We start from the raw sequence: 26,985 nt of genomic DNA, 5'->3' as shown, positions 1-26,985 counted from the left end.
TATCCGCTCGTGCGTCTGTCCTCGCCAGTTCAGCGGCGGCCGTCGAAGCGATCGTCATCGGTATCGGTCGGCAGAGTGTCGAGCTGGTCGGGGTCGGCCAGCTCAGTCAGCCCATGGACGGCGGCGTCCATGCGGTCCGGGCTGTCCATCCCCTCGACCCAAGTGACCATCTGGTCTTCCAGGTCGGGGTACTCGCCGACGTGGTGAACGAGCTGCTGCTCGTAGAGCTGAGCCACGGGAGCAGCGCGAAGGCGCTTGCCGACCTTGGCGGTGACCTCCAGGATCATCGGCATGAGGAGGCCTTTGGTGACACCCTCGCGGCGCAGCTGCTCCCATGCCTGTGTGACGATCTGCCGCGCCATGTCTCCGCCGTAGTTCTTCTCGACCACGATGGCGTCGGCCTTGAGTTCGAGGGCCAGTCGGCACGCAGCGATGCCCCAGTCGTTGGCGCCCATCGAACCGGATCGGTCAGCGAGGAGATACAGGTGCCGGTCGAAGTCACGGCCGACGCCGATGACTCCGGTCTCGTCGCCGACGGTGGACTCTCCGCCGGCGGGGTCGACGGCAACAACGATGCGCGCCAGGTCGATGCCCGAGAACTGGACGGCGTTGATGCGGGCGGTCTCGATCCACTCGCGCTTCCAGACGCCTCCCTCCGGGGGCCGGGGCTTTTGCATGTACAGGGCGCCCCAGACACGTTCGCCGACGCGCTTGCGGGTCTTGGCATGGTGGGCGGCGTCGAAGCGTTCGGGCCAGAGGGGCTCGCCGAGATTGCGGCCGAGTGGGTCGTCGGGGGTGTCGGCGAGGGCGGGAAGGTCGATGACTCGCCAGGCGTCGCCCTCGGTGGCGAGGATGCGTCCGGCGAGATCGTCTTCGTGCCACCGGGTCTGGATGAGGCAGATGGCGCCGACGGGTTCGAGTCGGGTCTGCAGGACGGATGTCCACCAGTCCCAGGCGCGCTTGCGCATGGTGGGGCTGTCGGCGTCGGCCATGTCCTTGACCGGGTCGTCGACGATGGCGATGTGCGCGCCGCGTCCAGTCAGGCCGCCGCCGATGCCGGCGGCGAGCAGTCCGCCTTCGCCGCCGACGATGTCGAAGCGGTTGGCGGCCTGGCTGCCTGACTTCAGCTGGATGCCGAGGTCGTCACCCCAGGTGGTGATGGCGTCTCTGATCCATCGCCCGTGGTCGGCGGCCAGGTCGGCGGAGTAGCTGGCGATCATCATGCGGTGGCCGGGGTTGCGCCGCAGGTACCAGAGGGGAGCCCAGCGGGAGGCGCGTCGGCTCTTGCCGTGCCGCGGAGGCATGGTGAGCATGACGCGGTCGCACCGACCTTCGGCCATGTCGATGAAGGCCTCGTCGATGAGGTCGAGGTGGGGTGCTTGCATCTCGCGTCCGCAAGTGAGGACGGCAGCGAGCGAGCCCGGCGAGCAATCCATGGCCATCTGGCGCTCGATGCGGGCCAGTTCGGCGCGAAGCGCGGGCGAGGCGGCCCGAGCGATTGCACGTCGATGCGACGGGGGAAGCGTCCTGTAGTGGGCTATCGCACTCGCGTCGTCACGCTGCCTCATACGCCGTCCGGATCGGTGAGGTCGATCAGGGCGCTGAGTTCGTCTGCGGTGACGTCCTCGACCTTGACAGGGCCGCCGTCCGGGCCCGACAGTTCCGTCCTGACGGGCATGTCGAGGCCGAGCAGCCGAGCGCGGCGCTCCATGATCCGGAGCGTGCGGTCGATGGCCGCGAGGTCCTGGTCTCGGACGGCCTTCTTGTAGGCGACGAAGAACAGGCGGTCGAGGCGGTCTGCCTCGAGTGCGCGCAACTCGTCGACATCATCATTGAGTTCGGCGCGACGGCTGGCGAGTGCGGTACGGACATCTCGGCAGGCTGCGTGGATCAGCGCCTCGTTAGTGGGCGGGTCCTGGTTCTTGCGGTACCGCTCGATCCCATAGCCCTGCGGATAAGCGATGCCGTCGGAGTTGACGGTCGGATCGGCGGCGAGCTTGCGTGCGATCGTCAACCAGTCCACGCCGGCGAGGCGTAGATCGATGGCGTCCGAGCGGCGGCGGGCGATGGCCGCACGCGCGGCTTTGTCGGGGCGTCCCACGGCGGGGGTCCTCCACTGCTCGGGTGCGCCCCCGCGCCCGGGTCCATGATCCCACTTCGTTGCGGCTGGCCCTCTATCAGCGTGTCTGAGACGGGTACAGTCCCCGCCTTGCACGCTGCGATGAGCCTGGCGGCCCTGTCACTGGCATCGGCTAGGTTTGGGCTCGGCTGCTACGGGAGTGACGGAGGGACGGACCGTGAGTGATATGGGCGAGCGGGCAAAGAATCGCTTGATCATGCTCGATGGTCACTTTGCACACCCTGTGAGAGTGGAGCACGTCGAGCCGATCGGGACCGGCGTCTTTCTTGTTAGGGTCCGGCACGCCAATGGAGCGCCCGATGAAACGCAGGTGCTGGAATCTGAGCTTGACGCTGCTCTTGCGAAGGTTGCACCAAAACCTGAGCTGGTTGACGCGCAGGATCTGTTCCTGTGGGTAGAGTCGCAGCGAATTAAGCACGCCTTTGCTCACGATCCGCTCTTCGCTGTTTCAATGAGCGGCGTTCGAGGCCTGCCGCACCAGATTGAGGCGGTCTATCGGCACATGCTGCCTCAGCCCAGGCTGCGGTTTGTGCTCGCGGATGACCCTGGCGCAGGTAAGACGATCATGGCTGGTCTGCTACTCAAGGAGCTGAAACTCCGAGGGGCGGTGGAACGGATCCTGATCCTCAGCCCTGCTCCGCTCACCACACAGTGGCAAGACGAAATGCTCGACAAGTTCGACGAGCAATTCGAGATCGTGTCAGGCGAGCAGGTTCGCCATCAGCTTGGACAGAGCCCTTGGGAACGCTTCCCTCTCGCCATCAGTAGCATCGACTTTGCCAAGCGGGACGACGTGCGCGATGAACTTCTCCGCGCCCAGTGGGACCTGGTCATCGTTGATGAAGCCCACAAAGCATCGGCATTCACGAAGCGTGGCCGTGACGAGCGGGTCATCAAGACGAAACGGTACGTCCTGGTGGAGGGGGTAGCACAGCAGGCAGATCGGTTGCTGCTACTCACAGCGACACCGCACTCAGGTGACGAGGACAGGTTTACGCGCTTCCTGGGGCTGCTGGATCCCGACCAGTTCTCGACACCTGACCTCGTGAAGAAGCAGATTTCGAATGACGGAAATCCGTACTTCTTGCGGCGCCAGAAGGAAGACCTGGTCGACGAACAGAATCACGCGCTCTTCGTCGAAAGGCATGTCCGCACTCAGCCGTTCCAGCTCTCGACCGCAGAATATGCGCTGTACCAGGATGTCACTGAATACGTGAACACCTACCTGGGGTCGAGCGGAGGATCGAGGGGTAACGCGGTCGCTCTCGCACGCACCGTTCTCCAACGTCGTCTCGCGTCGAGTCTGGGCGCCATCAGGTCCTCGCTGGCCAAGCGAGCCGACCGCTTGAGCGATCTCGTCGACCAGCTGACCGCCATGGACCCCGCTGATCGAAACCGGCGCTTGGCCGCACTGGGACGTATGCCGGCGGACTCAGACTTCGAAGACGACGGGGAAGCTGAGTCGGACGACATCGACGAGATCGTCGATGACGCCCTGGCCACGGAGGTAAGCAGCGCGGAACAGATCTCCCAACTGCGCACCGAAGTGAGCGAACTCCGCAAGCTGGTCTCTCACGCGGACAGAGTCCGAGCCCAGGGGGACGAACGGAAGCTGGTGGCTCTGCGAGAGTGCCTAGCAAGGGCAGAGTTCGAGGAATTGCGGGACGGCCGCGGGAAGCTCCTCATCTTCACAGAGCACCGCGACACCCTGAGCTACCTGGAAGAGAACCTCCGGAGGCAGGGCTACTCCGTGTGCACCATCCACGGCGGTCACTCTCCAGCGGAGCGGAAGCGGATCCAGCACGACTTCCGGCAGAACAAGCAGATCTGCATCGCCACCGAAGCGGCTGGCGAGGGCATCAACCTCCAGTTCTGCCACCTGATGATCAACTATGACCTTCCCTGGAACCCGGTACGCCTGGAACAGCGGATGGGTCGAGTGCACCGCATCGGTCAGAGCGCAGACTGCTGGATCTTCAACTTCTGTGCCACCAATACGGTTGAGGGCCAGCTCCTGGCAGGTCTCCACGCCCGTCTCGAAGCGATGCGCGCCGACCTGGATGGCCGCGTCTACGACGTGATCGGCGAGCTCCTCACGATCAACGGCATCGACTTCGAACGGCTCGTCAAGGAGACACTGGCCAACCCCACCCGGGCCAACAGGGACGCCGCAGTCGCCGCGATCAACCAGCTCAACTCGGAGAAGCTGGCCGAGTACGAGAAGGACACAGGGATCGCCCTGGCGAAGAAGTACGTGGACATCGACTGGGTTCGCGGCCAGAACTTCCTCTCCGACGAGCGTCGACTCATGCCCGAATACGCGGAAGCGTTCTTCCTACGTGCCGCGAGTCGGCAGCGCCTTCGTGTTGAGCGCCGAGCGGACCAGCTGCTCCGCATCGAGCACGTCCCCGTCGCGCTGCGCAGTGAAGACCTTGCGGCGGTGAAACACCGGGGCCGCCCGGATTCCGAATACCGCAAGCTCACCTTCCGGAAGGAAGAACGAAGCCGCATCGAGCACGAGGACTCGGTGCTGTGCTCGCCGGGCCACCCGCTGTTCGCGGCGCTTGCCGAGTCTCTGGAACGCGATCTCACTGCTGACAACGTCCCCCAAGGCGCTGCAGCGTTCGTAGACCCGGGTGCTCTGGCCCCGTACTTCGTCCACCTCTTTGCATATGAGGTGGTGGGTGAGGACGTGCACGGCGCCTCGGAGCTTGCCTTCGCAGAGGTCGTGGCGGTGATAGAGGACCAAGACGGCCTCCACCGGGGACCGGCAGATGTCCTTCACACGCTTACGCCCGCGACCCCTGTGGAAGCGCGGAAGGCGGCTGCTCCTTCGCCGGACCAGATTAAGACCGCGACCGACTGGCTACGCGTGGAGGTCCAGCTTTCGCGGAGTACGGCGGAGCGAAACAGCCGGCTCGATCAAGCCAAACTCCGCGCCTCTTACCTTGAGGAGGCGATGGACGCACAGAAGCGACGGCTGGAGAGTCGATGGGACACCTACGATGCCAAGGTCGCTGCAGGTGATGACTCGTACCGGCTCCAGCGGGACAACGCTGCACGACAGCTCCAGGAGCTGAAGCATCGACGGGCCTCCAAACTGGAGTCCCTCAACCGCCTCGGTGTCGTGCGCTCAGGCAAAGTGACGCACCTCGGCTCCGCCTCCGTGGTGCCGCCCCACAAGCCAGAGCACCCTGACGTCGACGTCATGCGCTCCAGCAGCAAGGAAGTCGAGGAGGCTGCGGTCGAGGTCGCGATGGCTTTCGAAACGGAACAGGGCTGGGAGCCCGAATACCTCGGGCACCTGATGGACGGCAGCGGCTTTGACATTCGCTCGACACGAACGCTTCCCGACGGCAGCTCGCAGGTGCGCCGCATCGAGGTGAAGGGCCGCAGCGCCGCATCGGGCGACGTGGGCCTGTACCGGACCGAGTGGTACGCCGCCCAGCGATGGGCAGCAGGCTTCTGGCTGTATGTCGTCTACAGCGCGACATCGAACCCTGTATTGATGAGGGTGCAAGATCCGTACCACACGCTGCCCAATGTGTCCGAAATCCGGCAGGTTACCGGCTATCGCGTGCCAGGCGCTAGCATCCGAGCTCACGCGGTTGTAGAGACGAGAGCTGCGGAGCGAGAGGAATAGAGTGCGCGACAGCAGTGACAAGCGGCTCATCGAGGACGTCATCCCCATCGACGTCATCAGCCGCACGAGCGCCAGCGAGAAGGTGGGCGGCCGTGTCGGCCACCCGGCATCGCTGCACCTCTGGTGGGCTCGTCGGCCGCTCGCGGCCTCCCGCGCTGCCGTTTACTCGGCCCTTGCGCCAGCGGAAGGGCGGACTCGCACGCTCGAGGAGGAGTCGATCTTCTTCGACGCACTCTGCACATGGGGGGCCGGAGATCACGCCATTCGTACAGCGCGTAGCGAGGTACTCGCCGCTAGCGACGATGGCCCGCCGAAGGTTGTGGACCTCTTCTCCGGCGGAGGTGCTATCCCCCTGGAGGCACTGCGTCTGGGATGCGAGGTCACAGCAAATGAGCTCAACCCAGTGGCCCACCTCATCGAGCGCATGCTCCTGGAGTTTCCGCAGAGCTACCCCGGTCTCGCTGACGACGTGCGTAAGTGGGGTCAGACGTGGGTCGACGCGGCCTGGGGCGACTTGTCTGACTTCTACCCGGCCGTCGACGGTGGCACGGGACAGCAGCACCTCCTCGCCGACGATGAAAGCGAGCAGCGTCTCCCCCTGGCCTACCTATGGACACGCACCGTGCGCTGCCCCAACCCAGCGGCTCCCGAGCACGACGCCCATCTTGTTCGGCAGACCTGGCTTGGCCGGAAGAAGAACCGGGTCGTCGCTCTCAAGCCGGTAGTCGACCGTGATGCGTTGTCACTGCGCTACGAGGTGGTTACCGGAGCAACCGAAGAGGATCTTGGTTTTGACCCGGCTGAGGGCTCGCGAGGCGGTCAAGTGACGTGCCGCATTTGCGGTGCACCCGTGACGGGGAAGTACGTCAAGGACGAGGCCCGTGCCGGTCGCATGGGTACAGCGCCACTCGCGGCTCTCGCGGCAAAACCGGGCCCGCGGCGCGGACGCGACTACCTGGCCGTCGGCGAGTACGAACTCCCGGACGATGCGGAGTGCCTGAAGCGCCTAGAAGAACTACCGGTCGATCCGCTCAACGAGCCGCTTCCCGGCACCATGCGCATCACAGGCGGCACATGCATGGTTTACGGCTTCTCTCAGTACCGTGATCTGTTCACCCCCAGGCAGCTTCTTGCGCTGAGCACACTGGCCGCAGGTATCCGCACCGTGCATGACAAGGCCTGTGCCGAGGGCATGGAGCCGGGGCGCGCAGCCGCGCTGTCAACGGCATTGGCCATGGCCCTGAACCGGGTCGCGGACCGGCTATCGAACCTGTGCCGGCTTGACACGAAGAATGAGGGTGGAACGAATACGTTCGCCCGCCAGGCGCTGCCGATGGTGTGGGATTTCTATGAGGCTAATCCGTTCGCGGGGGCCTCTGGGGACGTGCGTAAGTACCTCAAGGAAACGGCCGACCTCATCGAACGGCTGTCCACTCTTCCGAACGCTGCAAAGTGTGTGCGTGGGTCCGCCGCTTCTCTCCCCCTTCCGAGTGACTCTCAGGACGCGGTCATCACGGACCCGCCGTACTACGACAACATCTCGTACGCGGACCTGTCTGACTTCTTCTATGTCTGGCTGAAGCGGTCGGTCGGATTCCTGTACCCCACGGATCTCGGTGGGGAGCTGACTCCGAAGAGGAACGAGGCAGTGGTCGCTGCCTATCGCCACTCCGGCAGCAAGGATGACGCGCGTCGGCACTACGAAGACCTCATGGAGAAGGCATTCAAGGAAGCTCATCGGGTACTCAAGCCCGGCGCACCGCTCGTCTGTGTCTACGCGCACAAGACCACTTCAGGGTGGTCCAGCCTGGTCGAGTCGCTCAAGAGCGCAGGCTTCACGATCACCGAGGCATGGCCTCTCGACACCGAGATGCCGGAGAGGGCCGTCGGTCGCGGAACGGCCAGTCTCGCCTCGTCGATCTTCCTGGTCGCGCGCAAGCGCAGGCCCGACGCAGGTGTAGGCAGTGAAGCCGAGGTGATGGCCGAGCTCACTCAAATCATCCTGGAGCGCCGTGCACGGCTGGAAGAGCTTGGCATCACGGGCTCGGACCTGGTCATTGCCACCGTCGGGGCTGGCCTTCGGGCCCTGACCCGGTACGAACGTGTGGAGCAGGACAACGGCGAGGTACTGCCCGCTGAGACGTTCTTGGAGATGGTCCAGAGCCGTGTGCTTGACGCTATCTTCGGGTCGCTCGCCGGCACGGACCCCGTTACCCGCTACTACGTGGCGGCCCAGTACTCCTACGGGTACGCGGCAGTCCCCTTCGATGAGGCCAACAACCTGGCCAGGATGACCGGCGCCAACCTGGACGGACCTGGCGGTCTCACAACCGGCCCCAACCCGCTCGTGTCGAAGGTCAAATCCACCGTCGTCCTCAGAGACTTCGAAGACCGGGGCGACGACGCTCGCCTGGGGCAACCAGACACCGAAGCCAGCGGGACGATGCCGCTCTACGAAATTGAGTCATCAGTCGCACCACCCCTCATCGATGTCGCGCATGCTGTCCTTTGGCGTGCAGAACATCGTCCAGCCTCCGAGGTTCGCTCCTATCTGATGTCCGTGAACGTCGATGCTGTCGCGCTCCGCCAAGTTATCCAGACCCTGGCAGGTCGGGCCCTGCGCGCCAGCTCAAGCGAGACGAAGAGCCGAGAGGCCAGCGCGGCAGAGCGGCTGCTGGTGTCGTGGAGGACGATTGTTGGTGAACGGGGGCTGCTCTGAGGTGCTGGCCATCCACAACGTTGAAGTACAGGGGGTAGGAACGCTGTGAGTTCGAGCTATCGGCTGTCGCCTTGGACGCAGGTAGCACGTCCGCATGATGACGTTGCGGCAGGCGTCCTCGACATGGGGACTTACGCGGCCAATCTGGCCGGGGTCTTCAGAGGCCGGACGGGTATCGCACCCGTCTACACGGACGCCGGTAGGTTTTATCAGGCGACGTACCTCACCAAGAAGATGCGGGAGTTGCTCACGGACGTCATGGACGTCCTCTCAGGTGGAACCGGCTCCCACGTCCTGCAACTCCGCACCCCCTTCGGCGGCGGTAAGACCCACAGTCTTGTCGCCCTCCTCCACCTGGTCCGCGACCGCGCCGCCTCCATCGCTGCTTGCCCGGACTTGAAGGACATCGCCGATCCAGGCGAGGTGCAGATTGCCGTGCTGTCTGGAGAGGAACTCGACCCTCTCTCCCCGATGAGCGCGACAGGAGTCGAGACACACACTCTCTGGGGAGAACTCGCAGCCCAGCTCGGACGCTACGAGCTCGTAGAGCAACACGACCTGACGGGGTCCGCCCCAGGCGGAGATGTCCTCCGGCAGGTCATCGGCGATGGTCCGACCCTCATCCTCCTCGATGAGGTCCTGATCTATGTCGAGAAGGCCATGGCGCTTCAGCGCGCAGAGTCCACCGCCGGCCGTCAGGCCATGCTGTTCGTTCAGGCGCTCACCGAAGCCATCAGCGCGCAGCCGCGTGCCGCCATGGTCTACAGCCTCCAAGCCAGTGTCGGCGAGGCCGTCGGCGCTGAGGGGTTGCTGAGCGACCTGGACAAGCTCGTGGCCCGAGTTGATGCCAAGCGCGAGCCGGTGTCAGGCGACGAGGTGCTCCGCGTTGTTCAGCGGCGGCTCTTCGCGGAGCTCGGCGACGAGGCCATCCACAGAGAGGTCGCACGCTCCTATTCCGACGTCCTTCGGAAGCAACTGCTGGCCACGGCGGAAACCGGCGACGCACGCCGGGAAGCAGAGGAGGCGGCAGACTCCCTGGAGAAGCGGGTACTGGCTGCATATCCCTTGCATCCCGACCTGCTTGATCTCATGTACCACCGTTGGGGGTCTCTGCCTTCGTACCAGCGAACCCGTGGTGCATTGCAGTTCTTGGCTGCAGTCGTCCACGCCCTGTGGCAGTCGGGAGCGAAGAGCCCGCTCATCGGGCCGGGTGACATCGACTTCACTGATGAGGCGTCCCGCGGCGCGTTCTTCTCCCAGGTAGGCGAGAGGGAGCGGTACACGTCCGTGCTGTCGAGCGACGTGACCTCGGAGGGCGCGGGGTGCACGACAGTAGACCGGACGCTCGGGGCTGACAGCCCGACAATCGCGCAGCTTCGGGTGGGGACGCGCGTTGCCACCGCCATCATGCTCTACAGCTTCGGGGCACGTGAGGGCGAGGACCGTGGCGTGCTCGAATCAGACCTTGTCCGAAGTGTCCTTGTTCCCGGCCTGACCCGGAACATCGTCATTTCTGCATTGCATGATCTCCGCGAGGAGGAGCTGTACCTCCACTACACGGGACGCCGCTACCGCTTCGAAGCCACTCCCAACCTGACGAAACTCGTACGCGACGAGGCCAGCAAGCTCAACTCCAATGAAGTGCTCACCGAGGTACGCGCTGAACTCGACAAGCAGCTGCAGGGAAACAAGGGCGTAGCTCTGTGGCCGGAGACTCCTGGCGGTATCGCTGACGAGCGCCCCCTGTTCACGGTCGCCTACCTGCATCCGGACTGGTCTGAAGACCGTGACCCGCAGGAGAAGTTCATTGAACAGGCCGGCAAGGGCAGTCCACGGCGATACCGCAACGGACTCGCGCTGGTCCTCCCGGACAAGGCCCAGTTCGATCTCGCCCGACATGCAATAAGGCTGCGTTTGGCCGCCAAATCACTCCTGGACCAGCACAGGAAATACAACTTCAGCGCCGAGCAGATCGAGGAACTTCAAGAGAAGGCTGCCAACGCTCGACGCGACGGCTCTGCGGCCATCGGCGCCGCTTACAGCACCGTGACGATCCCCACGCGATCGCGGTCAGGCGACGCGCCCTATGTACTTGAGCCTTCAGATCTCCGCACGATGCTGGCAGCAGGCCGTGCCCTCCACGAGCGTGTCGTGGAAGCCCTGAGCCAGCGCGTGTTCAGTTCCGTCACCACCGCGAAGCTCGTCGCCTTGGCGGGCCTGGGACCGGACCGTAAGGCGGTCACCTGCGCTGACCTGGTGGACTGGTTCTACAGCTACTACGAGTTCACCAAGCTCTGGGATAAGAAGGTCATCGCCTCGGCTATCGCGAACGCAGTCAAGACTTCCGAACTCGGTTACGCCGTCGGGCTTGTGCGAGAAGAGGAAGAGATCGTTCCTCGCGACGCACGGCAAGTGCGCTTCGGGGAACGCCTTACGGCAGATGAGATCGACCTCTCAGACGACGCAGCGATCCTCTGGCACGACTACGCCCGTGAGTGTCTGCAGGCGACCGTTGAGCCCGCCCCCAACGCCCCCCAGTCCGAAGCGCCCGCAGCGCCCCAGCCCACTCCGCCATCGCTAGCTCCACGCCCGCAAGGAGGCACGTCGGCCGGCGGCGCTCCCGCTGCCCCAGCTCCCAATGACAGCGTTCGGGTGGCGGACATTGAGGCGGTCCTCGATAGGTCTGGTCTCTTCAACCTGCGGCGCGCGCTTTCCTGGCTCTCGGATCAGCCGGGCCAAGCTCGCATCGAGATCAAGATCCATGCGGAGGGCGAGTTCGACCGGGTTTCCTTCCGGAATGGCTTGGTAGAGCCCTTGGAGGAAGCAACCGAGGTTCTCGACGTCGACACCCAGTAGCCCATAGCCGTCATCGCCGACAGCAACGGCGCCCGCAGCATGGGAGATAGGCGAGCGCCGTGTCGACGAGAGTCGCCGGGTCATCGAACTCCCGGGCGTTCGACTGCAGCCTGGTTGACAGCCAAGGCTGCGGGCGCGCCTACGTGGTCGGAGTCGCGGGGTGCCGAGTTTATGGTCGGCCAGGTTCCGTCCGCCACGTGGGGTAGCCAGGTGGCACTACGTACCAGGCCCCACTTACACCAGGGGGAGGGCGACGGGCGCTGGTAAATCGCGGGCGCACACAGCCTGCTCATCGATACGGTGAGTCATTGAAGTGGCGCGGGGAGAGACGATGCAGCGGGATGTGAAGCCCGAGAAGGTGGTGCTCGCGGTCGCGAAGGCCATTGAGGCCAAGTTCGATCGCGGGGATTGGCTGACACTCGGCTACGAGACGGGGTACGCCGACCGAATCCGGGAGCACCCCAGGCTCCTGCGCAGTCTGGATTGGAACGACGAGGACTATTCCGGCCATGTGCTGGACATGGTCGAGGCGATCCTCCGACCACCTGGCCAGTACACCGGTGCCGGCCCCTACAGGATCTCGACCAAGGCCATTGATGAAGCGCACTTCGCGGTTGCCGAACGAATGCTGGGGCTCCCCGAGTGGCTGACCCAGCACGAGCCTGTCCTATTCAGCGACATCTACGGCAGCCAAATGGCTGACGTCGGCGTGGATGAACTACAGGCTGCGGCCAAGCAACTGGGCCTTGCAGATGTTGACGAACATGCGGCCCGTATCCGGCGCGGCATTCGAGACGATCCAGCCCAGGCGATCGGATCAGCCAAGGAACTGCTGGAGACCGTCCTCAAGGCAGTGCTGGGACTTCACGGCAACGGACCAGAAACGAAGAAGGACATCCCGCACTTGTTGAAGGAGGCCAACATCGCTCTGGGCCTTGATCCGGCGGGAGTTCGGGGCAGCGAGCCAGGGGCCGTACAGCGCCGCAAGACGCTTGGTGCTCTCGCGAACCTCGTGAACAGCATCGCGGAGCTACGGAACGCTGGATTCGGGACCGGCCACGGACTAAGCCAACGTCCCACGCTGGATGTTGCGACCGCACGCCTGGCCGTGTCCGCGGCCGTCACGGCCGCGACCTTCTATATCGAAGCCCACGCTGCGGAGCAGGTGTAGCCGATCAGCGCCGCGCCCGACAGATGATCGGCACGGTGCGGTGGCATCACACTCACGCCCGTACCGTTGTAGCGCGGCGAGCTGCTTCAGGGTGCGCGGCCGCATCCACACGGTCAGGCAAGTCTCTGCCGGCCACCTAACACCCTTCTGCTGTCCGACTGTTGGTCACACGACGATGTGATGGTCACGCTCCTGCTCGTAGAGCTGGGCCGTCGGTTCCGCTCCGGCCCTGTCCCGTGTGGCTTTGACGGATGGACCGTGGGTTTCCTCTCAGGTCCCACCCCGCGTGCGCTCGAAACCGAAATGAGCATTGCGGGACCAGTGACAAGCCATGTCGTGCAGAGTCTGTCGGCGCTGATGAATGGCCGTAGGGAACACATTGGGACGGCTGCAATCGATACGGCTACGCTGACCTGTCTGAGTCCGGCTGCACGCGTGTGCAGGCATCGGCTGGCCGTGTGGGAGCGCGGGCGGGACAAGGCGGAGGAAGCTTGCAGTTCACGGTCGTGGAGCGGGGTCAACGACAACCGAAGGGCGTCCGGTCCCAGGCGCTGCTGGTCAGAGACAAATGGAACGACTATGGCTTCGTCACCATGTTCCACCTGGTGATTTACGACCAGGACGGGCGCCGTCACGGGATCGGCGAGGTGAAGATCGGCGAGTTTGGGATGCACCCGGGGCGGGATCAGAACCCGGAAGAGCCGGGCCGCATTGCGCGCATACCTCAGAGCTTCGAGGTACTTGGGGAACGGCATTTTTCCTTGGGCCAGGACGACTCGTACTACGAACGCCTGCGCCAACTCGGCGACGACATTCGCGTACCAGTCCTGAGCGCGCTGAAGGACATGGCCTTCGACGCGAGCATCTTCGACCGCGTCCAGCACGAGCAAGTGACTCGCGATTCCCTCATGCGGTTCGTGAAGGCAACCGCAGTCGAGGAGCAGTTCCGCCGCATCGCTCAAGGCGGCGTTCGAGTGTCAGGTTTCCAGGTGGCTTATGAGGCGCCGGTCCCCGCTGGCAGCGGGGGCAAGTCGGTGATCCTTCCGTTCGAGGTGTCTCCGAACTCGCGACCGTCCACCAACATCCATGTGCTGATCGGCCGCAACAGCGTCGGCAAGTCTTACCTCCTGAACAGTCTGACACGCTGTGTTGCCGACTACGCAGCTCCTGAGGAAGACGTCGGTCGCATCATTGAGTACAACCGAGGCGCTCGCAGGTCCTTCGCGAACCTGGTCAGCGTTACCTTCAGTGCCTTCGATGAGTTCCCGCTTATCCACGACGACGATGTGGCTATCTCCTATGCCTATGTCGGGCTGAAGATCCCCACTGGCGGAACGCGTGCGCCGCGGGTCAAGACATCGGGTCAGATCAAGAAGGACTTCGCGGACAGTGTGGAGGCCTGCCTGACGGGAGAGCGGGCAGATCGGTGGGCGATGGCGCTTCGAACCCTGCAATTCGCTGGCAGCGGCCTCCTCGAGGAATCATGGCTGGCGGACTTCCAGTCCACCCGGAGCGCGAACATGCGCCGGCGGAAAGCTCGGCAGTTGTTCAGTAGCCTGAGCTCGGGTCATAAAGTTGTACTGCTGACCATGACTCGGTTGGTCGAGCACGTCACTGAGCGTTCGCTGGTGATCATCGACGAACCTGAATCTCATCTGCACCCACCGCTGCTGGCCGCGTTCATACGCGCTCTGTCCGACCTACTCGCGGACCGTAACGGTCTGGCAGTCATCGCCACACACTCGCCCGTCGCCCTCCAGGAGGTTCCGGCGTCCTGCGTGTGGAAACTGAGGCGCCACGGCAATCAGTTGGTCGCTGACCGCCCCGCCATCGAGACTTTCGGTGAGAACGTCGGCGTCCTCACTCACGAGGTCTTTGGGCTAGAGGTAACCGACTCCGGATTCCACCGTGACCTGAAGGCCGCGGTACGCCAGGGCCTCTCGTACGAGCATGTCCTCGGACGGTTCGACGGCAAGCTCGGAGGCGAGGCCAAGGCTATCGTCCGATCCCTCATCGCTGTCCGAGACTCAGACGGACCCGTGAACTGGGAGGGCCGGACCTGATGTGGACTCTGCCAGTCCCTGCCCTCTCGGCCCGCACGGTCTACCTGACTTGCATAAGCAAGTCCCGGCCGAAGGCCATGACACGGCTGATGGCCCTGGAAGAAGAGGTGGTCAACGCCGCTGACCGCTTTGAAACCGCAGCCGCGGCGGCAACCCTGCACACGCTGGCTGACCTCAGGGCCAAGCCCGCCGACAAGACCGATAGAGCCGAGCTGAAGAAGAACTACACGCAGCGTATGTCCCGAAAGGGCAATCCAGGTAGGGACGAGTACGACAAGCTGAAGGCCGCCGCGCCCCTGGGGCGTTGCCCCCTGTGCGGTCATCGGGATGTAGAGACCCTCGACCATCAGTTGCCGAAGACGGCGTATCCGCTGCTGTCCGTTGTGCCGTTCAACCTGGTTCCCGCGTGCCGTAGCTGCAACACGGTGAAGGGCGAGACCGTTCCGACGAGTGCCGTTGAGCAGACGCTTCACCCCTACTTCGACGACGTCGGTAAAGAAAAGTGGCTCTTCGCCCGTGTCCACGAAGTGGCCCCTGCAGCCGTCGAGTTTTATGTGAATCCGCCGTCGGCGTGGGACACCGTTCTAACGGCACGGGTTCACGGGCACTTCCGCACGTTCGAACTCGCGTCGCTGTACGGATCGCAGGCAGCTCGAGAGATGAGCAGTCTTCGGTACGTCCTGAAGCGCAAGGCTCCGTCGGTGGTGGGCGATTATCTGCGAGACGAAGCCGCAGGCTTAGCCGAGGAAGATCCGAACCTGTGGCGGGCTGCCATGTACCAGGCACTGGCTGACAGCTCATGGTACATAAATGGCGGCTTCGCCCTGGAGTAGTTGTGAACCTTCAGTGAGCCAGTACACCAGGCTGATAACGGGGGAATAATTGAACGCAGATCACTCCTGGGAGCCATCGTCAGCGAGCTGGCTTGCGACTACTTCGGTGCCGCTACAGGTGAGCCGGTTTCCGGCTGAGGCAGCTATGTGACGCCAGCCTCTTGGACCAAGGACAAGGGGAGCCCGCTATGGGCGGAAAGGGCTGCGGAGTCAAGAATACCAACAGCGTGAGCCGCGGCGAGCACATCTCGAATTTGCTGGCGCGGGTCTATGTCAAGGTCCCAGCGGCTATAAACACTTCCGCTAGTCCGCACGGAGGCCATTCTGGCGTTCCAACTGCCTGCTGGAATAATCCGCTCGTCCGTCACGGCCCGCCCAATTAGGGCCTCTATTCCATCAGCAAAAATGGGCGGCTCTCCGAAGGCTGTCAATGCTGGTGCAGCAGGGGTTCCTACACCACCCATTTGGTCGAACTCAGGCAGTGATCCGGGACCGCATAGCAGGTGACGAACAAGGTGAGCATCTGGGCTATGAGGAATTAGCTGCAAAATCCGATTAGCAATGACAGACGACCATTCCGCCCGATCTTCGTCCCCGATTTCACACTTATAGTAGTTCACAAACCCAAAGGCAAGACCGTAGGCGCCAATTAGGGCGAGGATTGGGTTATCGAATTTGCCATTCCGGAGAGCACGCTCATCCTTTCGAGAGAGAATGATCCGCCCCTCGGCCAGTCCGTCAAGTGCTGCTTCGACATGAGTGTATTGCCACGCCGCTTTCGGAGAAAACCCTGCCGCACGCGGCACCATAGTGAAAAGACTCCGCTCGAGTTCAGCTTCGCCGCCAGGAAAATCAGAAGCGCCTCCCTCTGCACCCCAGGGCACGAAGAGCTGTGTCTGCCAGCCTTCCTCAACAAAGACTGCCTGGCCACGCAAACCTAGATCTGACACTTGATGGGTAAGCAAGTAAGTGCCTGGCGGTAGCGCGACAGAGAGCGCATAGAATCCCATCCCTAGGTCACCGACGCCGTCCTCGGCAACGCTGGCAATGGGTTCGCGGTCCAGGGTCTCAACAGTGAGGACCGGTGGCAGACTACGAGGAGATCCGTCGGTTCGGACGAAGATGAAAAGCTGTCCAGAGCTGTTTGTCCCCCAGTCCAGGTGAACCTTTCGACTCTCGTGGACCGCGGCGGCCTCGTGGATCGCACGGTGCGTACGCACATCATGCAGGGGAACCGGCGAGTCCAAGATCGGCGCTAGATCCTTAAGGTGAATCCACCCAGATGACGGGAGGGTGACCAGACGTTCGTCAACTGCACCGGGCACTCGCGCTTCTACACGATAGATGCCACGGGGCAGGTGCGCCGTGAGCATGTGCGTGCCGGCAGCGACCTCGCGCATGAGCGAGTCGAGCACCCGGAGTTGAGTAAACTCGTGTCTACCCTCGACGATCAACCGTGGCATGAGTAGGTCCCCGAGAGATCAAGGGGGTAGGCGTTGCCGTCGAGGTCGGGTAGCAGATCGATGGTCATCGAGACTCCCGTCGGCTCAACCTTGATCGTGTAAAGGCCCAACGTCAGGTGCAGCGCCGCCTGCGTTTGCCCTGGGGCCGTCACTTGCGTCCACACAGTGTCACCGTGTTCGTCGTTCACGACAATGCGACTCGCATCGATCGGCAGCGTGACGCTCACCTCCCTGCGCCATGGCTCAACGCCCGAAGCCAGGATGAGGTGCTGCTTCTCACCTTGAGTGTCCCCCGTGTAACATTGACGAACCTTTTCACTCTTTGCCAGCACAGCGAGCCGTCTTTGGACATATGCCCCAAGTCCGGCGCTAGTGATGACACCGCTTGCGGTTGCTGCCGCCCCCTCCAGGCCTTCCATCAGTGCCTGGGTGAACAAACCGCGACGCACCGACCAGCGCATGCTGCGTTCGTGGGCTGCCTGTCTGAAGCCGGCTGCGTACATCACCACCTGAGTGAGGCCCTGAACGTCCTCCTCGGTGTCATCGCTAGTCCAGTCGGGTCCGTGCCCTGTGATTCGGCCGTCATACTTGCGGCAGCAATCAAATAGATAGATTTGTTCCGGAAACATGCGCCGAGCCAATGCGTTACGGTATTCTGTAGAGTTCATCGCGCGGTTCAGATTGCGCCGATCCGCATTAGCCATGATGAGCGCGAGGTGGTTCCGCTCTCGAGAGCAGCCGTGCCCAGCAAAGTAGACGTATAGCCTACGGACGGGCCTCCGGGGGCGTTCCTTATTGTAGGCTTCGGCACGTGCAAATATTTCATCGAACCCCTTGTTAATCTCGTCGATAACGGGCCGCTCGTGCTCCAGCCCCAGACTTTCAATGACTTTGACATTTTGCCATGGCAGGCCCCCCGGTCCCTTTAGCCAATGCGCCACTCGACGAGCATCTTCGATCGGACCCTGCAGGGACTTCAGATGCGGGTAATGCGCTATACCAATGATCAACGCATAGTCCTGATCTTGAGTCACGGCGCCCACCCCGCTGCCAACTTTCGATAAGTCTCGGGTAGGTTCCAGTACTCGCTGTGCGCTGCAGGGAATGGTGCACCAGTATCGAGCACGATGTCGTTGACTCGCGTGAAAACAGGAGCAGCGAGGAAGCTCAATACGTCATCCGGGTCGTAAATATTGAGCCAGGTGCCCACGTGCGCCGGAGACTCAAACTGTCCACTAGCCAGCCGCGCAGGGACCTGATGTATTGCACCAAGTTCAGAAAATAGACCAACTTGGCTTCCTACCGTGCCGAGCAACTCTATGGTTCTTCCCGCCTCCATGCAGTATTCGAAGGCAATCACCCCACCCAAACTATGGCCTATGATGACCAATGGGCCCTGGTTGCCCGCATCTCTCACCGCAGCCTCAACCCGCTCCAAGATCTGGGTCCTGTTACGGAACCACGCGAAGACGTCACCCAGAAACAGCGACAATCCCGGCATAATGCGATTTCGAAGCCCTGCCCGGAATGCAAATGTCAGTGACTCGGACGCCAAATCCTTGGCGAGTTCCCTAAACATTCCTCGTTCGCCGCCGAGTTGCTCGTTCTCGCGCAGTGCGGTTTCGACGAGGTCAACTGCTTGATTCCATCGGAATCCGCCAGCCAGCACATCACCTCTCACAGTGTCTCGGTAGAGCCATGCCGTGATGGCACGCGCTACTGGGGGGCACAGGTCCTCCACCCCCAATGCACGATCCGCGCGCTTTACCTCATCGAATACCGCGTGGACGATGGTGTCGACCGTCTCGTGATCAAGCGGGGGGTACGGACCAGAGACCGAGGGACTGATGCTCGCAACTCGGTTGCTAACCGCAGCATCCGCCTCGTCGAACCGTTGGTTTCGCTCTTCCACGGCCTCGGGTACCGAGAGGAAACCGGGAGCGTCATCCCCAAAGTCCTCGACGTCCCTCAGGCCCGCCAACTCTGCCAACGGGGCCTCCAGCAGCGCAGTGAGGAGACCCACTTCCGACTCCTCCGGCAGCGAGCCTTCCAGATCCCGGGTTCCTACTGTAAAGCCCGGAATGGTTGCGCCTTTGTACGCATCGGATCTGCCCAGGTCGCCCCAATAGCATGGTTTCACAGACTGAACGGCAGTGGTTGAAACGGCAGCAAATCCCTTCTCAAGGTCACCTAGCAGGCCATCGAAACGTTCCCGGCGAACGGTGATTCCGTGAATAAAGAGGATCGGCATCGGTGGCCTCCCCTGCCATAGGGGAGCAGGGATCGAACCCACTGCTCGCAAGATCTATCGACCACTCCCACTACATTCTAAGGACATCTTGAGAACTCCGCGCGGGCTGCGGCTGGTGATCGGCTGTGCCACGCAGACGGCATCGTGGAGGGGCGCGTCAGGATGCCAGGAGGGATGGTGGTCAGCGTCCTGATCTACGTCTCATCCCCTTGAGATGGCGGGTAACGAGTGACAGCGGACCGGCTCTGCATCGTCTCCAGAGCCCGAGGAGCCGCGCACTGCTGCGGCGTGCCTTGGTGACCGCGCACGGGCCCGCTCGGCTGCTACTCAACGCGCGGCAAGGGCCTACTCGGCTACGCGGGCCTTCTGAGTTCGCAGATGAGCGACCCAGCCAAGTGGGCAAGCTCCTCGGCCACGCCGGGGTAACCGCCTGTCCTTCGCCTCGTTGATCCGCTCCTCAGCGTTGACCCGCGCCCTCGGCACGCCTTACGAGATGGAGGAATAGCCCTACAGCTCGTACGGAGTGTCGCGAGGGCCAGGTCCTGGCATGGGGCCGGAAACACCACTCCGGCCCCGCCAAGTTCACATCAGCGACATCTGTTCACCTTCGCCAGGCCTCTTGGGCGGCACGAGCTCAGGCGGGGCGTCCGGCGCGTTGCGCTCCGTCCGCAGCCACCAGGCGAACTGATAGTTGCGGCACGTGCGGAAGCGGTACGAGCGCCGCCGAGGTTCGGCGTCAGGAATGCTGTGCTCACCCCACCCGGCGATCGGGCGAGCGTTCTCCAAGCGGACATACAATCCCGACACCAGGGCTGGCCCCTCCCATTGCTCACCCGGAGCGTCCTCGAAGGCCAGGTGGGCGTTGTCGCTCCACTTCCAAGGGTTAGGCAGCGCACAGAGATACCAGGCCAACGGGGGTTTCTGCTCGGGCAGTTCGACGATCTGGCGCCGGCGGCGAACATCCACCCGAGGCCGATCGGGCTGACCAAAGCTCCGAAGGCAGTGCTGATCCAGGGCGACGTGCCGCACACCTGCCAGCCACATGATGTGATATCGGGTCCGCGACTCAATTTCGACCTTTATTCGCTGCGACATGCACTCCCCATTTGAAACTCTAATTCACGAGAGAGGAACTTCTCTCTTCTGTCAATTTTATCAAATTTCCCACCAATTCCAGATGCCTATCGTGCCGGAATCCGTTCGGATAGGGCATGTTGAATTCTTCTTCAAAAGCCTTCTCGTATTCTTCCCTGGGGAGCGCGATCGGACCTCGGCAGGTGGCTTTCAGATTGGAGCCGCTCAGGTCGCTGAGCTGCACGTCCTTGAAGTAGCGCCGTAGCAGTGCCTCCAGGGTTTCCGGCGTGTGGAAACGGAGCTTCTGCCACTTTCCCTTGACGAAGTTCATCTCGACGTTGTTCTCGTCGAGGAAGCTCATCTTCGTGGTGGCTGTCTGGGAGGTGACGCGCTTGGCTTGCTCGTCGCGGAGTTCGCGGGCGAGGCTGCGTGTGCCGAGGCACACGACGCCGTCAGCCGCGCACAGGGCGTTGACGGTGGTCAGCACCCAGTGCTGGTAGTCGAGAGACGTGGTGGCGTTGATGACCGAGTCGAGGACCACGACGTCGTAGAGACCATGGGCCTCGATGTCGGTGTTGATGTCGCGGATCATGCCGACGACGGCGCGGACGTCGACGGCGTACGAGCCGTCACGGCAGCGGTAGGGCTCGTAGTCGTGGATGTTGAAGCCCTTGGCGCGTAGGTGCTTGGCGTAGTCGCCGTATCCGGCGCCGAAGTCCACGACCCTGTGTGTGGGCTTGAGCCATGGGGTGACCAACTGGTCCCAGGTCTCGGATCCGTAGGCGAGCTTTCCGGCCTTGGCCTTGGAGGAGAACTTCCGCAGGCGCTTCGGTTGGACGATGTGCTGGTTCCAGACGGGGGCCTTGTCCTCGATGGCCGTCCAGTCGTAGACGCCGTATTCGCCGGTGAGGTCGGCGTGGAGCTGGGCGGCGTCGCCTGATGTCACGGTCCAGGCGAGGAGGTCGAATCGGGAGATGGAGGCGACGACGGCGTACTCGGCGTTCAGCACGATGCGGCCCTGGTCGTCAATGACGACGCTGCCCCAGGGGCCGTGGCCGGCGGTCATGTGGCCGATGGCGTTGACGAAGCTGAGGTTCTTGCGCTCGGCGACGTGGATGGACTGCCAGGGAATCCAGGACCATGCGCCGATCGGGCCGGGCTCGGCGTAGACGACGCTGGCCTCGGTCTCGACCCGGTTGTGCAGAAGGTTGAACTGGATTTCGTCCTGCAAGCGAACCTTCGTCCCGAGCATGACAGCGGGCGTGTGCGTCAGCCCGATGGCCTTGAGTCCCTTGGTTCGCTGGTGACCTGCGACCAGCGTGCCATCGGCGTTGAGGATGACCGGCTTCACGACGCCGTGGCGACGCAGGGAAGCCTGGAGCCGGACGAACGCGTCCTCGCTGAGGCGGCGCGGGTTGTAGTCGGCCGGGCGGAGCTGGTCGAGCGGGTACGCCTCGTAGAACTGTGTGGTGGGCGCTGTACTCATGCGGTCTGCCCCTCCTGGCCCTCCTGGTGGGCGTGCTGAATGACGTGCCAGCCGAAGCCGAGGTCGCTGTTGGTGTCGTCCACGAACTTCGTGTAGATCGCGTTGAGGGTTTCGACCTCTTCGGAGGTGATCCGTACGCGCTTGGACTCCCACTGGAGGTAGCCCCACTGGAGGTAGTCGACGGTGGCTGCGGCCCCGGTGCCCGCTCCGTCGGAGGTGAGTTCGAGCGTCTCGGGGAGGGAGGTGTCGTCCAGGAGTCGGTCTACGCTCTCGCGGTCGTAGCCGGTGCCTGCGAGGTCGGGGATGTCGGAGAGAATCTCGGCCAGGAGAACGGAGTCGTATCCGGCGAGGTCGTTGGTCCGGTTGTCGACGACGACGATGCGGTCTGCTGCGCTGTCGTCGACGTCAACCCAGGTGACGGCGATCTGCTCCCAGCCGAGCTGCTGAGCGGCGGCGTAGGTGTGGTTGCCCGCGAGGATCTCGTTGGACCGTCCGGTGAGCGTGCCCTTGTTGACGACGATCGCGCGGTACTGGCCGTTCACGGTGAGCGATTCGGCGATGGCGGGGAGATCGCCGTTGCGCGGGTTGCGGTAGTACGGCGTCAGATCCCCGATGGGGACGGCGAGAGGCAGGAGCAGTTCGGGGATGTTGGCGGGCGTCGACGTCACGGGGGATCCCTTGTGTAGGTCGGTCCCCGCGCCCTACAGCTGCTCAGAGTAGACGATCTACGCCGCGTCGCGGTGGTCGCCGGATCCAGCCACTCAGCCTGTACGACGCTGGCCGGCGTCTCGTCCGACGTTGAGCGTGGTCTATGAAGGCTGCCACGAGTGCGCAGGCGGGGATGGCAAGGAGGCTGGCGAGGAAGGCCTCGCCGCCGAGCTGGACGATCACCCAGGCGATGACGGCGATAAGCGCCATGAGCAGGGCGGCCAGCGCGTCGGCGGCGAGGCGAAGGAGGGTGCGCATCACCGGTTGTTGCAGCGGCAGATGCCGGGCGGCAGGCACCAGGAGTCACAGGATGCGCACCACACAGCTCCAGGTACGGGAGGGGTCCGGTTTTCCGGCTCGGGCTGGGGCACCTGCTTGGCGGTCATGCTGCTGTGTCCTTTCGGCGTCGGGGGGATAGGGCCTGTTCAAGTTCCGCCAAGTGCCTTGCTGCGTCGGGATCCGGGCCTCCCCGGGGTTCGGGGACGGGGTCCCGCTCAGCAAGGACTTTGGCCACCGGACCGTCCCGCTCGACGAGGAGGCGCTCGTACAGCTCCCGGTCTCCTGGGTCCCCCTTGAAGTCCTCTGCGTTCATGGCACTCCTGAGTGCAGGGGGACCCGCCCCCAGCGTGAGCTGGGGGCGGGTCGGGTCGCGATCGTGGATCTTGGCGGCGTCCCGGGTGGCTCCGCTTTCGGTGCGGGGCCGGTGCCTGGCGGGTAGGGCGCGGGGGATTGGCCACCCGCCAGACACCGAAGGGGATGCCGCATGCCACGGCGTGCTGACGGGCCGGTTCCTCGGCTGTGGCCGTTCCCGCCAACGAAATAGAACGTATCACGCTTCAGTGTTGGGATCTATCTTTGCCCATAGGGCTGCTCCGTATCCGAGTCCGTCAAAGGGGGCCGTCCCGTGGGCTGTTGGAGCGTCGACAAGGAACAGGTCCTGCTGGACAGCTCGAGGTCGCGCTCGGAAGTCCTCGACTCTCGGCGCGAACCGGTTGAAGCCGGAGGGCGGCGGCGCATCCCGGACCGGTATCACCGCGACAACCGTACGCACCCCCACGGAGGGGAACGCGCCGTCCGGCAATTCCGTGATGGTGCCTCGCGCCTCCTGGACACGCGCGCGGAAGTCCTTGGTCAGGCGGTCGGAGCGAAAAGTGAGGCCGCCGGACATCACCGCAACCACCAGGCCGCCCGGCCGAACGAAGCGCAGGGCCCTCTCCACGTGCCTGATGTCCTGCCGGTCTGCGAAGGGTGGGTTGAGGACTGCCCGGTGGTACCGGCGCTCAACCTTGACGTCGAGGAAGTCTGCGGTCATGACTCTTCGGGCGTACCCGTCGGAGCGGATGTGCTCGGCCCGGGTGGCGTCGAGCTCCACGCAGTCGACGATGACGCCGCGGGCGGCGGCAGGCTTGGCGATGGCGCCGCGGCCGGCCGACGGCTCCAGCATCTCGCAGCCGGGTTCGAGCTCGGCCAGCTCCAAGAGCTGTTCAACGACGGGATCAGGCGTCGGATAGTAGCCGCGCTCGGCATCGGTGGTTACCTCACCGGTGGCGAGTAGTCCCGCGATGGCCTCGGCGGCATCACCGGGGAAGAGGTGAGCGCGCTTGTAGCGGTTCCACCGGCCACCCGCCGCGCCCAAGGCGAGGTTGACGCGCTCGTACAGCTTGCGGTCGAGCTGACCGGGAAGTCGAAGCATCGGGCCGTCGGCCGTGGCCGCCCGGATCACGTCGAGGACATCAGGATCTATCTGCATGGCTCGGTCTCCTGATCACGAGTACTGAGTGCAGGTGGCGGCGAGCGGATGGCCCTTGTGGTCGTCGCAGACGGCGTCGCCCGTGTTCGGGTCGGTACCGCCATCGCACAGCTCGCAGACCCAATAGCCGCAGACAACACAGATCGCGGAGGCGAGCCGGTTGTAGGCATCGGCCAGGTCGGTGTCACAGAGTCGACAGACGGAGGGCGGCAGCGTGCCGTCGTCGGGCCAGGTCTTCAAGCCGTTGATGTGGGCGGGGCGCTTCATGCCGTCCGCCCTCCTCGCTCACCCGCGGTCTTGGTTCCAGCGGCAAGCAGCGCCGCTTCGAGCTCGACCAAGCGGGCCGTGATCATGATGTGGGTGCGTACGTACACCGAGCTACCGGCACCCTTCATGAGGTCGGCGGCGGCGAGGAGGGTCAGGTTGTACGCCTCGTCCAGGGCCGCCTGATCGTCGTCACGGCGTGCCGTGAACAGGTGATTGGCAGCCTGGCGAACGAGTTCGGCCACGTTGGAGTCGTACTCCTCAAGGGCGTTGGCCGAGGCCGGCACGTCGAACAGGTTGCGGTTGATGTTGCGCATGCTCGGGATCGGGTTCATTGCGGTGGGACTCCTCAGGGAAGGGGGCGGCCCCCTCAGCGGGCCGCCCCCGGCGGGTAGGTCAGGCCGCGACGGCGATCGGCTCGGCCTCAGCCTCGGCGCCCTCCGACTCCGCCGGGCTCTCGGACTCCGTCTCGGCGGCGGGAGCGAGCTCCGCCCGGCCGTCCGCCTCTTCCTTCGGAGCGGGCTCGACGTCCATCTCCGGCTCGGCGTCCCCCGCGGTCGGCTCCAACTCGGCGAGCCGCGCGTCGGCCTCAGCCGCCAGGTCGGGCGCCGCCGCGTCGGGGTTGACCATGATCTCCTTGGCGTCGGCATGTGCCTTGGCCTGACGGAGCTGGAAGCGAGCCTTCTGGAGGAGGGCGGCGACTCGGTCCATCTGCTCAAGCCGCTTGCCGACCTCGCCCTCCAGGCTGTTGGCCAGCTCCATAGGGTCGGCCTTGCCGATGTCCTCCAGCAGCGTGCACATCCGCTCGATCTCGTCGAGGTCGTTCTTGGTCTTGGCCTGGGCGCGGCTCCGCTCGGCCTTCTGCTCCTCGGTCATCTCCTCGACATCGACCATGGAGTCCTGCTTGGCAGCCTTCTCCTGCTTGCGCATGGCGTAGGCCATGTGAACCAGCTGGTTGTCGCTCTTGGCGCCCTTCTTCCAGTCCTCGAAGACCGCCTTCTGGTTGCCCGGCGAGAGCGCGGCGATCTGTACGGCAGCCTGTGTGCCGATGTGGCCCATGTCGACGGCGGTCTGGATCTCCGGGCGCAGGTTGAGCAGTGCCAAGCGGAAGTTGACGTACTGGACTGACTTGGAGAACGTCTTCGCGACGGTCTCGACCGCGGCTCCCTCCTCCTGGTCCAGGACCTTCTTGAAGCCGCGGGCCTCCTCGAGCGGCAGCATGTCCTCGCGGTTGAGGTTCTCGGCCATCGCCTTCTTGAAGGAGTCCATGTCGCTGATCTCGACGTCGTCGCCGTCGGGCAGGAGGATCTTCGCCTCGATGGTGATGTTGTCGGCCATCTGGTTTGCGCGGAAGCGGCGCTCACCGGCGACCAGCTCGTAGCCGCCCTCCGCCACCTTTCGGACGACGATCGGCTGGAGGAGGCCGTGCTGCTTGATCGAGTCGGCCAGCTCCTTCAGGGCCTCCTCGTCGAAGGTCTCGCGGGGCTGGTTCTCGTTGCGGCGGATCTGACGCATCTTCAGGGTGGCGAACTTGTGCGACATTTCAGACTCCAAGAGGTCGGTGGAGGCTTCTTGTTTCCCTCTCCTTCTAGTTCTATTCTATATGCATTACAGGGGTGGGTCCACATTTTTCGAGAAGTTTTTGCAGGTCAGACGCGTAAACGCGGACGCACAAGGGTCCGCGTTTGGCTACCCGCCAAAATCAGCCCGCGCTCGGAACGCCCGGCTGCCGCACTTCACAGTCAACCCGCTTCGGGTCGACGATGGCCAGCGCCCCGAGTGCGGCGAGCGCCGCCCTCTCATCCAGAGTGACGTTCTCCACGCCGTCCGACTCTTCCAATCGGGCCAGCACTCGGTCCAGCTCGATCCCCACCCGTACCCTCCCCGCATTGCAGTTCCGCCCGATAGCAAGCGGCGGCAAACTTAGATCCCCACACAGTCATGCTGGCGGCACACATCAAGTGGCCCAAGGGGTGCCGGACACGATCTCGCAGCCTGGGAGGTGGAAGAGGGGGCGGCAACCCGGCACTGAGTGCGCTATCTACTGCGACTACCGATCTTGCCCAGCGGGTTACCCATTGTCAACTAACCTAGACAATAGGCAGGTCCGCGAGACATCGTCGCCTCATACACGGATACTTGGGTGCGCCTTGACCTGCCACGTTCCGCCCAACCGGGCCTGCCACACCACCGAGGAGTAGCCGCCATATGCCGCTCGGCCCGGACACCCCTCTCTCCAGCAAGCTCGCCGTCCTGCTTGGCAGGAAACGACAGAGAGACGGGAGAACCCCCAGCACGCGCGCCCTGGCCGCCGCAACGGCGGCGACGCCCGGGGGTAAACCGGTGATGACCCACCAAGTGGTCAATGATCTCCTGAACGGGGTGAAGACGGACCCGAAGACCACTCAACTAGTCGGGCTCGCAAGGGCGTTCGGTGGTCCGGTAGCTTACCTACTCCCCGGTTACAACGGTCTGACCTCCCTATCGGTCTACGAGGAACACCAAGACGCTCGCGAGGCGCTCCGGCTCATCCATGACCTAGGTGAAGCCGGCGCCGCTGAACT

19 protein-coding genes are annotated in these 26,985 nt (G+C 63.8%); 6 read left to right on the top strand and 13 right to left on the bottom strand.

Annotation, left to right across the window (positions count from 1 at the left end; all coding sequences use genetic code 11):
* Positions 1–29 precede the first annotated feature (29 nt).
* Together IE212_RS08770 and IE212_RS08765 are read right to left on the bottom strand one after the other, a co-directional pair.
* Positions 30–1,385: a terminase large subunit domain-containing protein gene (locus IE212_RS08770; RefSeq protein WP_229864144.1), complete on the bottom strand. Its 1,356-nt coding sequence runs from the start codon at positions 1,383–1,385 to the stop codon at positions 30–32.
* Positions 1,386–1,564: 179 nt separating this feature from the next.
* A complete protein-coding gene (locus tag IE212_RS08765; protein WP_190197155.1) occupies positions 1,565–2,101 on the bottom strand; it encodes a hypothetical protein in 537 nt (178 codons plus the stop codon).
* 268 nt (positions 2,102–2,369) lie between these two features.
* Here IE212_RS08765 and IE212_RS08760 point away from each other — a divergent pair, with 268 nt between their 5' ends.
* The 6 genes from IE212_RS08760 to IE212_RS08735 all read left to right on the top strand — a co-directional run bounded on the left by IE212_RS08760 (position 2,370) and on the right by IE212_RS08735 (position 15,425).
* Positions 2,370–5,783 carry a helicase-related protein gene (locus IE212_RS08760; RefSeq protein ID WP_190197154.1) on the top strand — a complete coding sequence of 1,138 codons (3,414 nt, stop codon included), beginning with the start codon at positions 2,370–2,372 and terminating at the stop codon, positions 5,781–5,783.
* Between the two features lies 1 nt (position 5,784).
* Complete coding sequence (locus tag IE212_RS08755) at positions 5,785–8,502, top strand: DUF1156 domain-containing protein (RefSeq protein ID WP_190197153.1); 2,718 nt, start codon at positions 5,785–5,787, stop codon at positions 8,500–8,502.
* 45 nt (positions 8,503–8,547) lie between these two features.
* Entirely contained in the window at positions 8,548–11,358 is a 2,811-nt protein-coding gene (locus IE212_RS08750) for an ATP-binding protein (protein ID WP_506005129.1), read from the top strand.
* A 331-nt stretch (positions 11,359–11,689) separates the two neighbouring features.
* Complete coding sequence (locus IE212_RS08745; protein WP_190197151.1) at positions 11,690–12,529, top strand: abortive infection family protein; 840 nt, start codon at positions 11,690–11,692, stop codon at positions 12,527–12,529.
* Positions 12,530–13,020: 491 nt separating this feature from the next.
* Complete coding sequence (locus tag IE212_RS08740; RefSeq protein WP_190197150.1) at positions 13,021–14,592, top strand: AAA family ATPase; 1,572 nt, start codon at positions 13,021–13,023, stop codon at positions 14,590–14,592.
* Between the two features lie 89 nt (positions 14,593–14,681).
* The gene (locus IE212_RS08735) at positions 14,682–15,425 is read left to right on the top strand and encodes an HNH endonuclease (protein WP_190197149.1); all 744 of its coding nucleotides are present in this window, start codon (positions 14,682–14,684) and stop codon (positions 15,423–15,425) included.
* A 143-nt stretch (positions 15,426–15,568) separates the two neighbouring features.
* On the opposite strand, the gene IE212_RS08730 is transcribed toward IE212_RS08735, so the two are convergent.
* The 11 genes from IE212_RS08730 to IE212_RS08680 all read right to left on the bottom strand — a co-directional run bounded on the left by IE212_RS08730 (position 15,569) and on the right by IE212_RS08680 (position 26,294).
* Positions 15,569–16,840, bottom strand: a complete 1,272-nt coding sequence (locus tag IE212_RS08730; RefSeq protein WP_190197148.1) for a hypothetical protein — start codon at positions 16,838–16,840, stop codon at positions 15,569–15,571.
* A gap of 35 nt (positions 16,841–16,875) precedes the next feature.
* A complete protein-coding gene (locus IE212_RS08725; protein WP_190197147.1) occupies positions 16,876–17,922 on the bottom strand; it encodes a caspase family protein in 1,047 nt (348 codons plus the stop codon).
* A complete protein-coding gene (locus IE212_RS08720) occupies positions 17,919–19,139 on the bottom strand; it encodes a thioesterase domain-containing protein (protein ID WP_190197146.1) in 1,221 nt (406 codons plus the stop codon). Before IE212_RS08720 ends, IE212_RS08725 begins: the two co-directional genes overlap by 4 nt.
* Positions 19,140–19,721: 582 nt before the next feature.
* Positions 19,722–20,234: a hypothetical protein gene (locus tag IE212_RS08715; protein WP_190197145.1), complete on the bottom strand. Its 513-nt coding sequence runs from the start codon at positions 20,232–20,234 to the stop codon at positions 19,722–19,724.
* 19 nt (positions 20,235–20,253) lie between these two features.
* Complete coding sequence (locus IE212_RS08710; protein WP_190197144.1) at positions 20,254–21,699, bottom strand: methyltransferase domain-containing protein; 1,446 nt, start codon at positions 21,697–21,699, stop codon at positions 20,254–20,256.
* A complete protein-coding gene (locus tag IE212_RS34715; protein ID WP_229864142.1) occupies positions 21,696–22,367 on the bottom strand; it encodes a ParB N-terminal domain-containing protein in 672 nt (223 codons plus the stop codon). Before IE212_RS34715 ends, IE212_RS08710 begins: the two co-directional genes overlap by 4 nt.
* Positions 22,368–23,236: 869 nt before the next feature.
* Positions 23,237–24,157, bottom strand: coding sequence for an O-methyltransferase (locus tag IE212_RS08700; RefSeq protein ID WP_190197143.1), 921 nt, complete (start codon positions 24,155–24,157; stop codon positions 23,237–23,239).
* A 15-nt stretch (positions 24,158–24,172) separates the two neighbouring features.
* The gene (locus IE212_RS08695; protein ID WP_190197142.1) at positions 24,173–24,424 is read right to left on the bottom strand and encodes a hypothetical protein; all 252 of its coding nucleotides are present in this window, start codon (positions 24,422–24,424) and stop codon (positions 24,173–24,175) included.
* A complete protein-coding gene (locus tag IE212_RS08690; protein WP_229864141.1) occupies positions 24,421–24,738 on the bottom strand; it encodes a hypothetical protein in 318 nt (105 codons plus the stop codon). Before IE212_RS08690 ends, IE212_RS08695 begins: the two co-directional genes overlap by 4 nt.
* A gap of 79 nt (positions 24,739–24,817) precedes the next feature.
* A complete protein-coding gene (locus IE212_RS08685; protein WP_190197140.1) occupies positions 24,818–25,963 on the bottom strand; it encodes a ParB/RepB/Spo0J family partition protein in 1,146 nt (381 codons plus the stop codon).
* A gap of 160 nt (positions 25,964–26,123) precedes the next feature.
* On the bottom strand, positions 26,124–26,294 hold the full coding sequence (locus IE212_RS08680) for a hypothetical protein (protein WP_190197139.1): 171 nt from the start codon (positions 26,292–26,294) through the stop codon (positions 26,124–26,126).
* Positions 26,295–26,985: the final 691 nt, after the last annotated feature.

The organism is Streptomyces djakartensis (assembly GCF_014651075.1).
GTDB lineage: Bacteria > Actinomycetota > Actinomycetes > Streptomycetales > Streptomycetaceae > Streptomyces > Streptomyces djakartensis.
The sequence above is the reverse complement of the archived record's forward strand: the minus strand, read 5'-3'. Positions and strand labels throughout refer to the sequence as shown.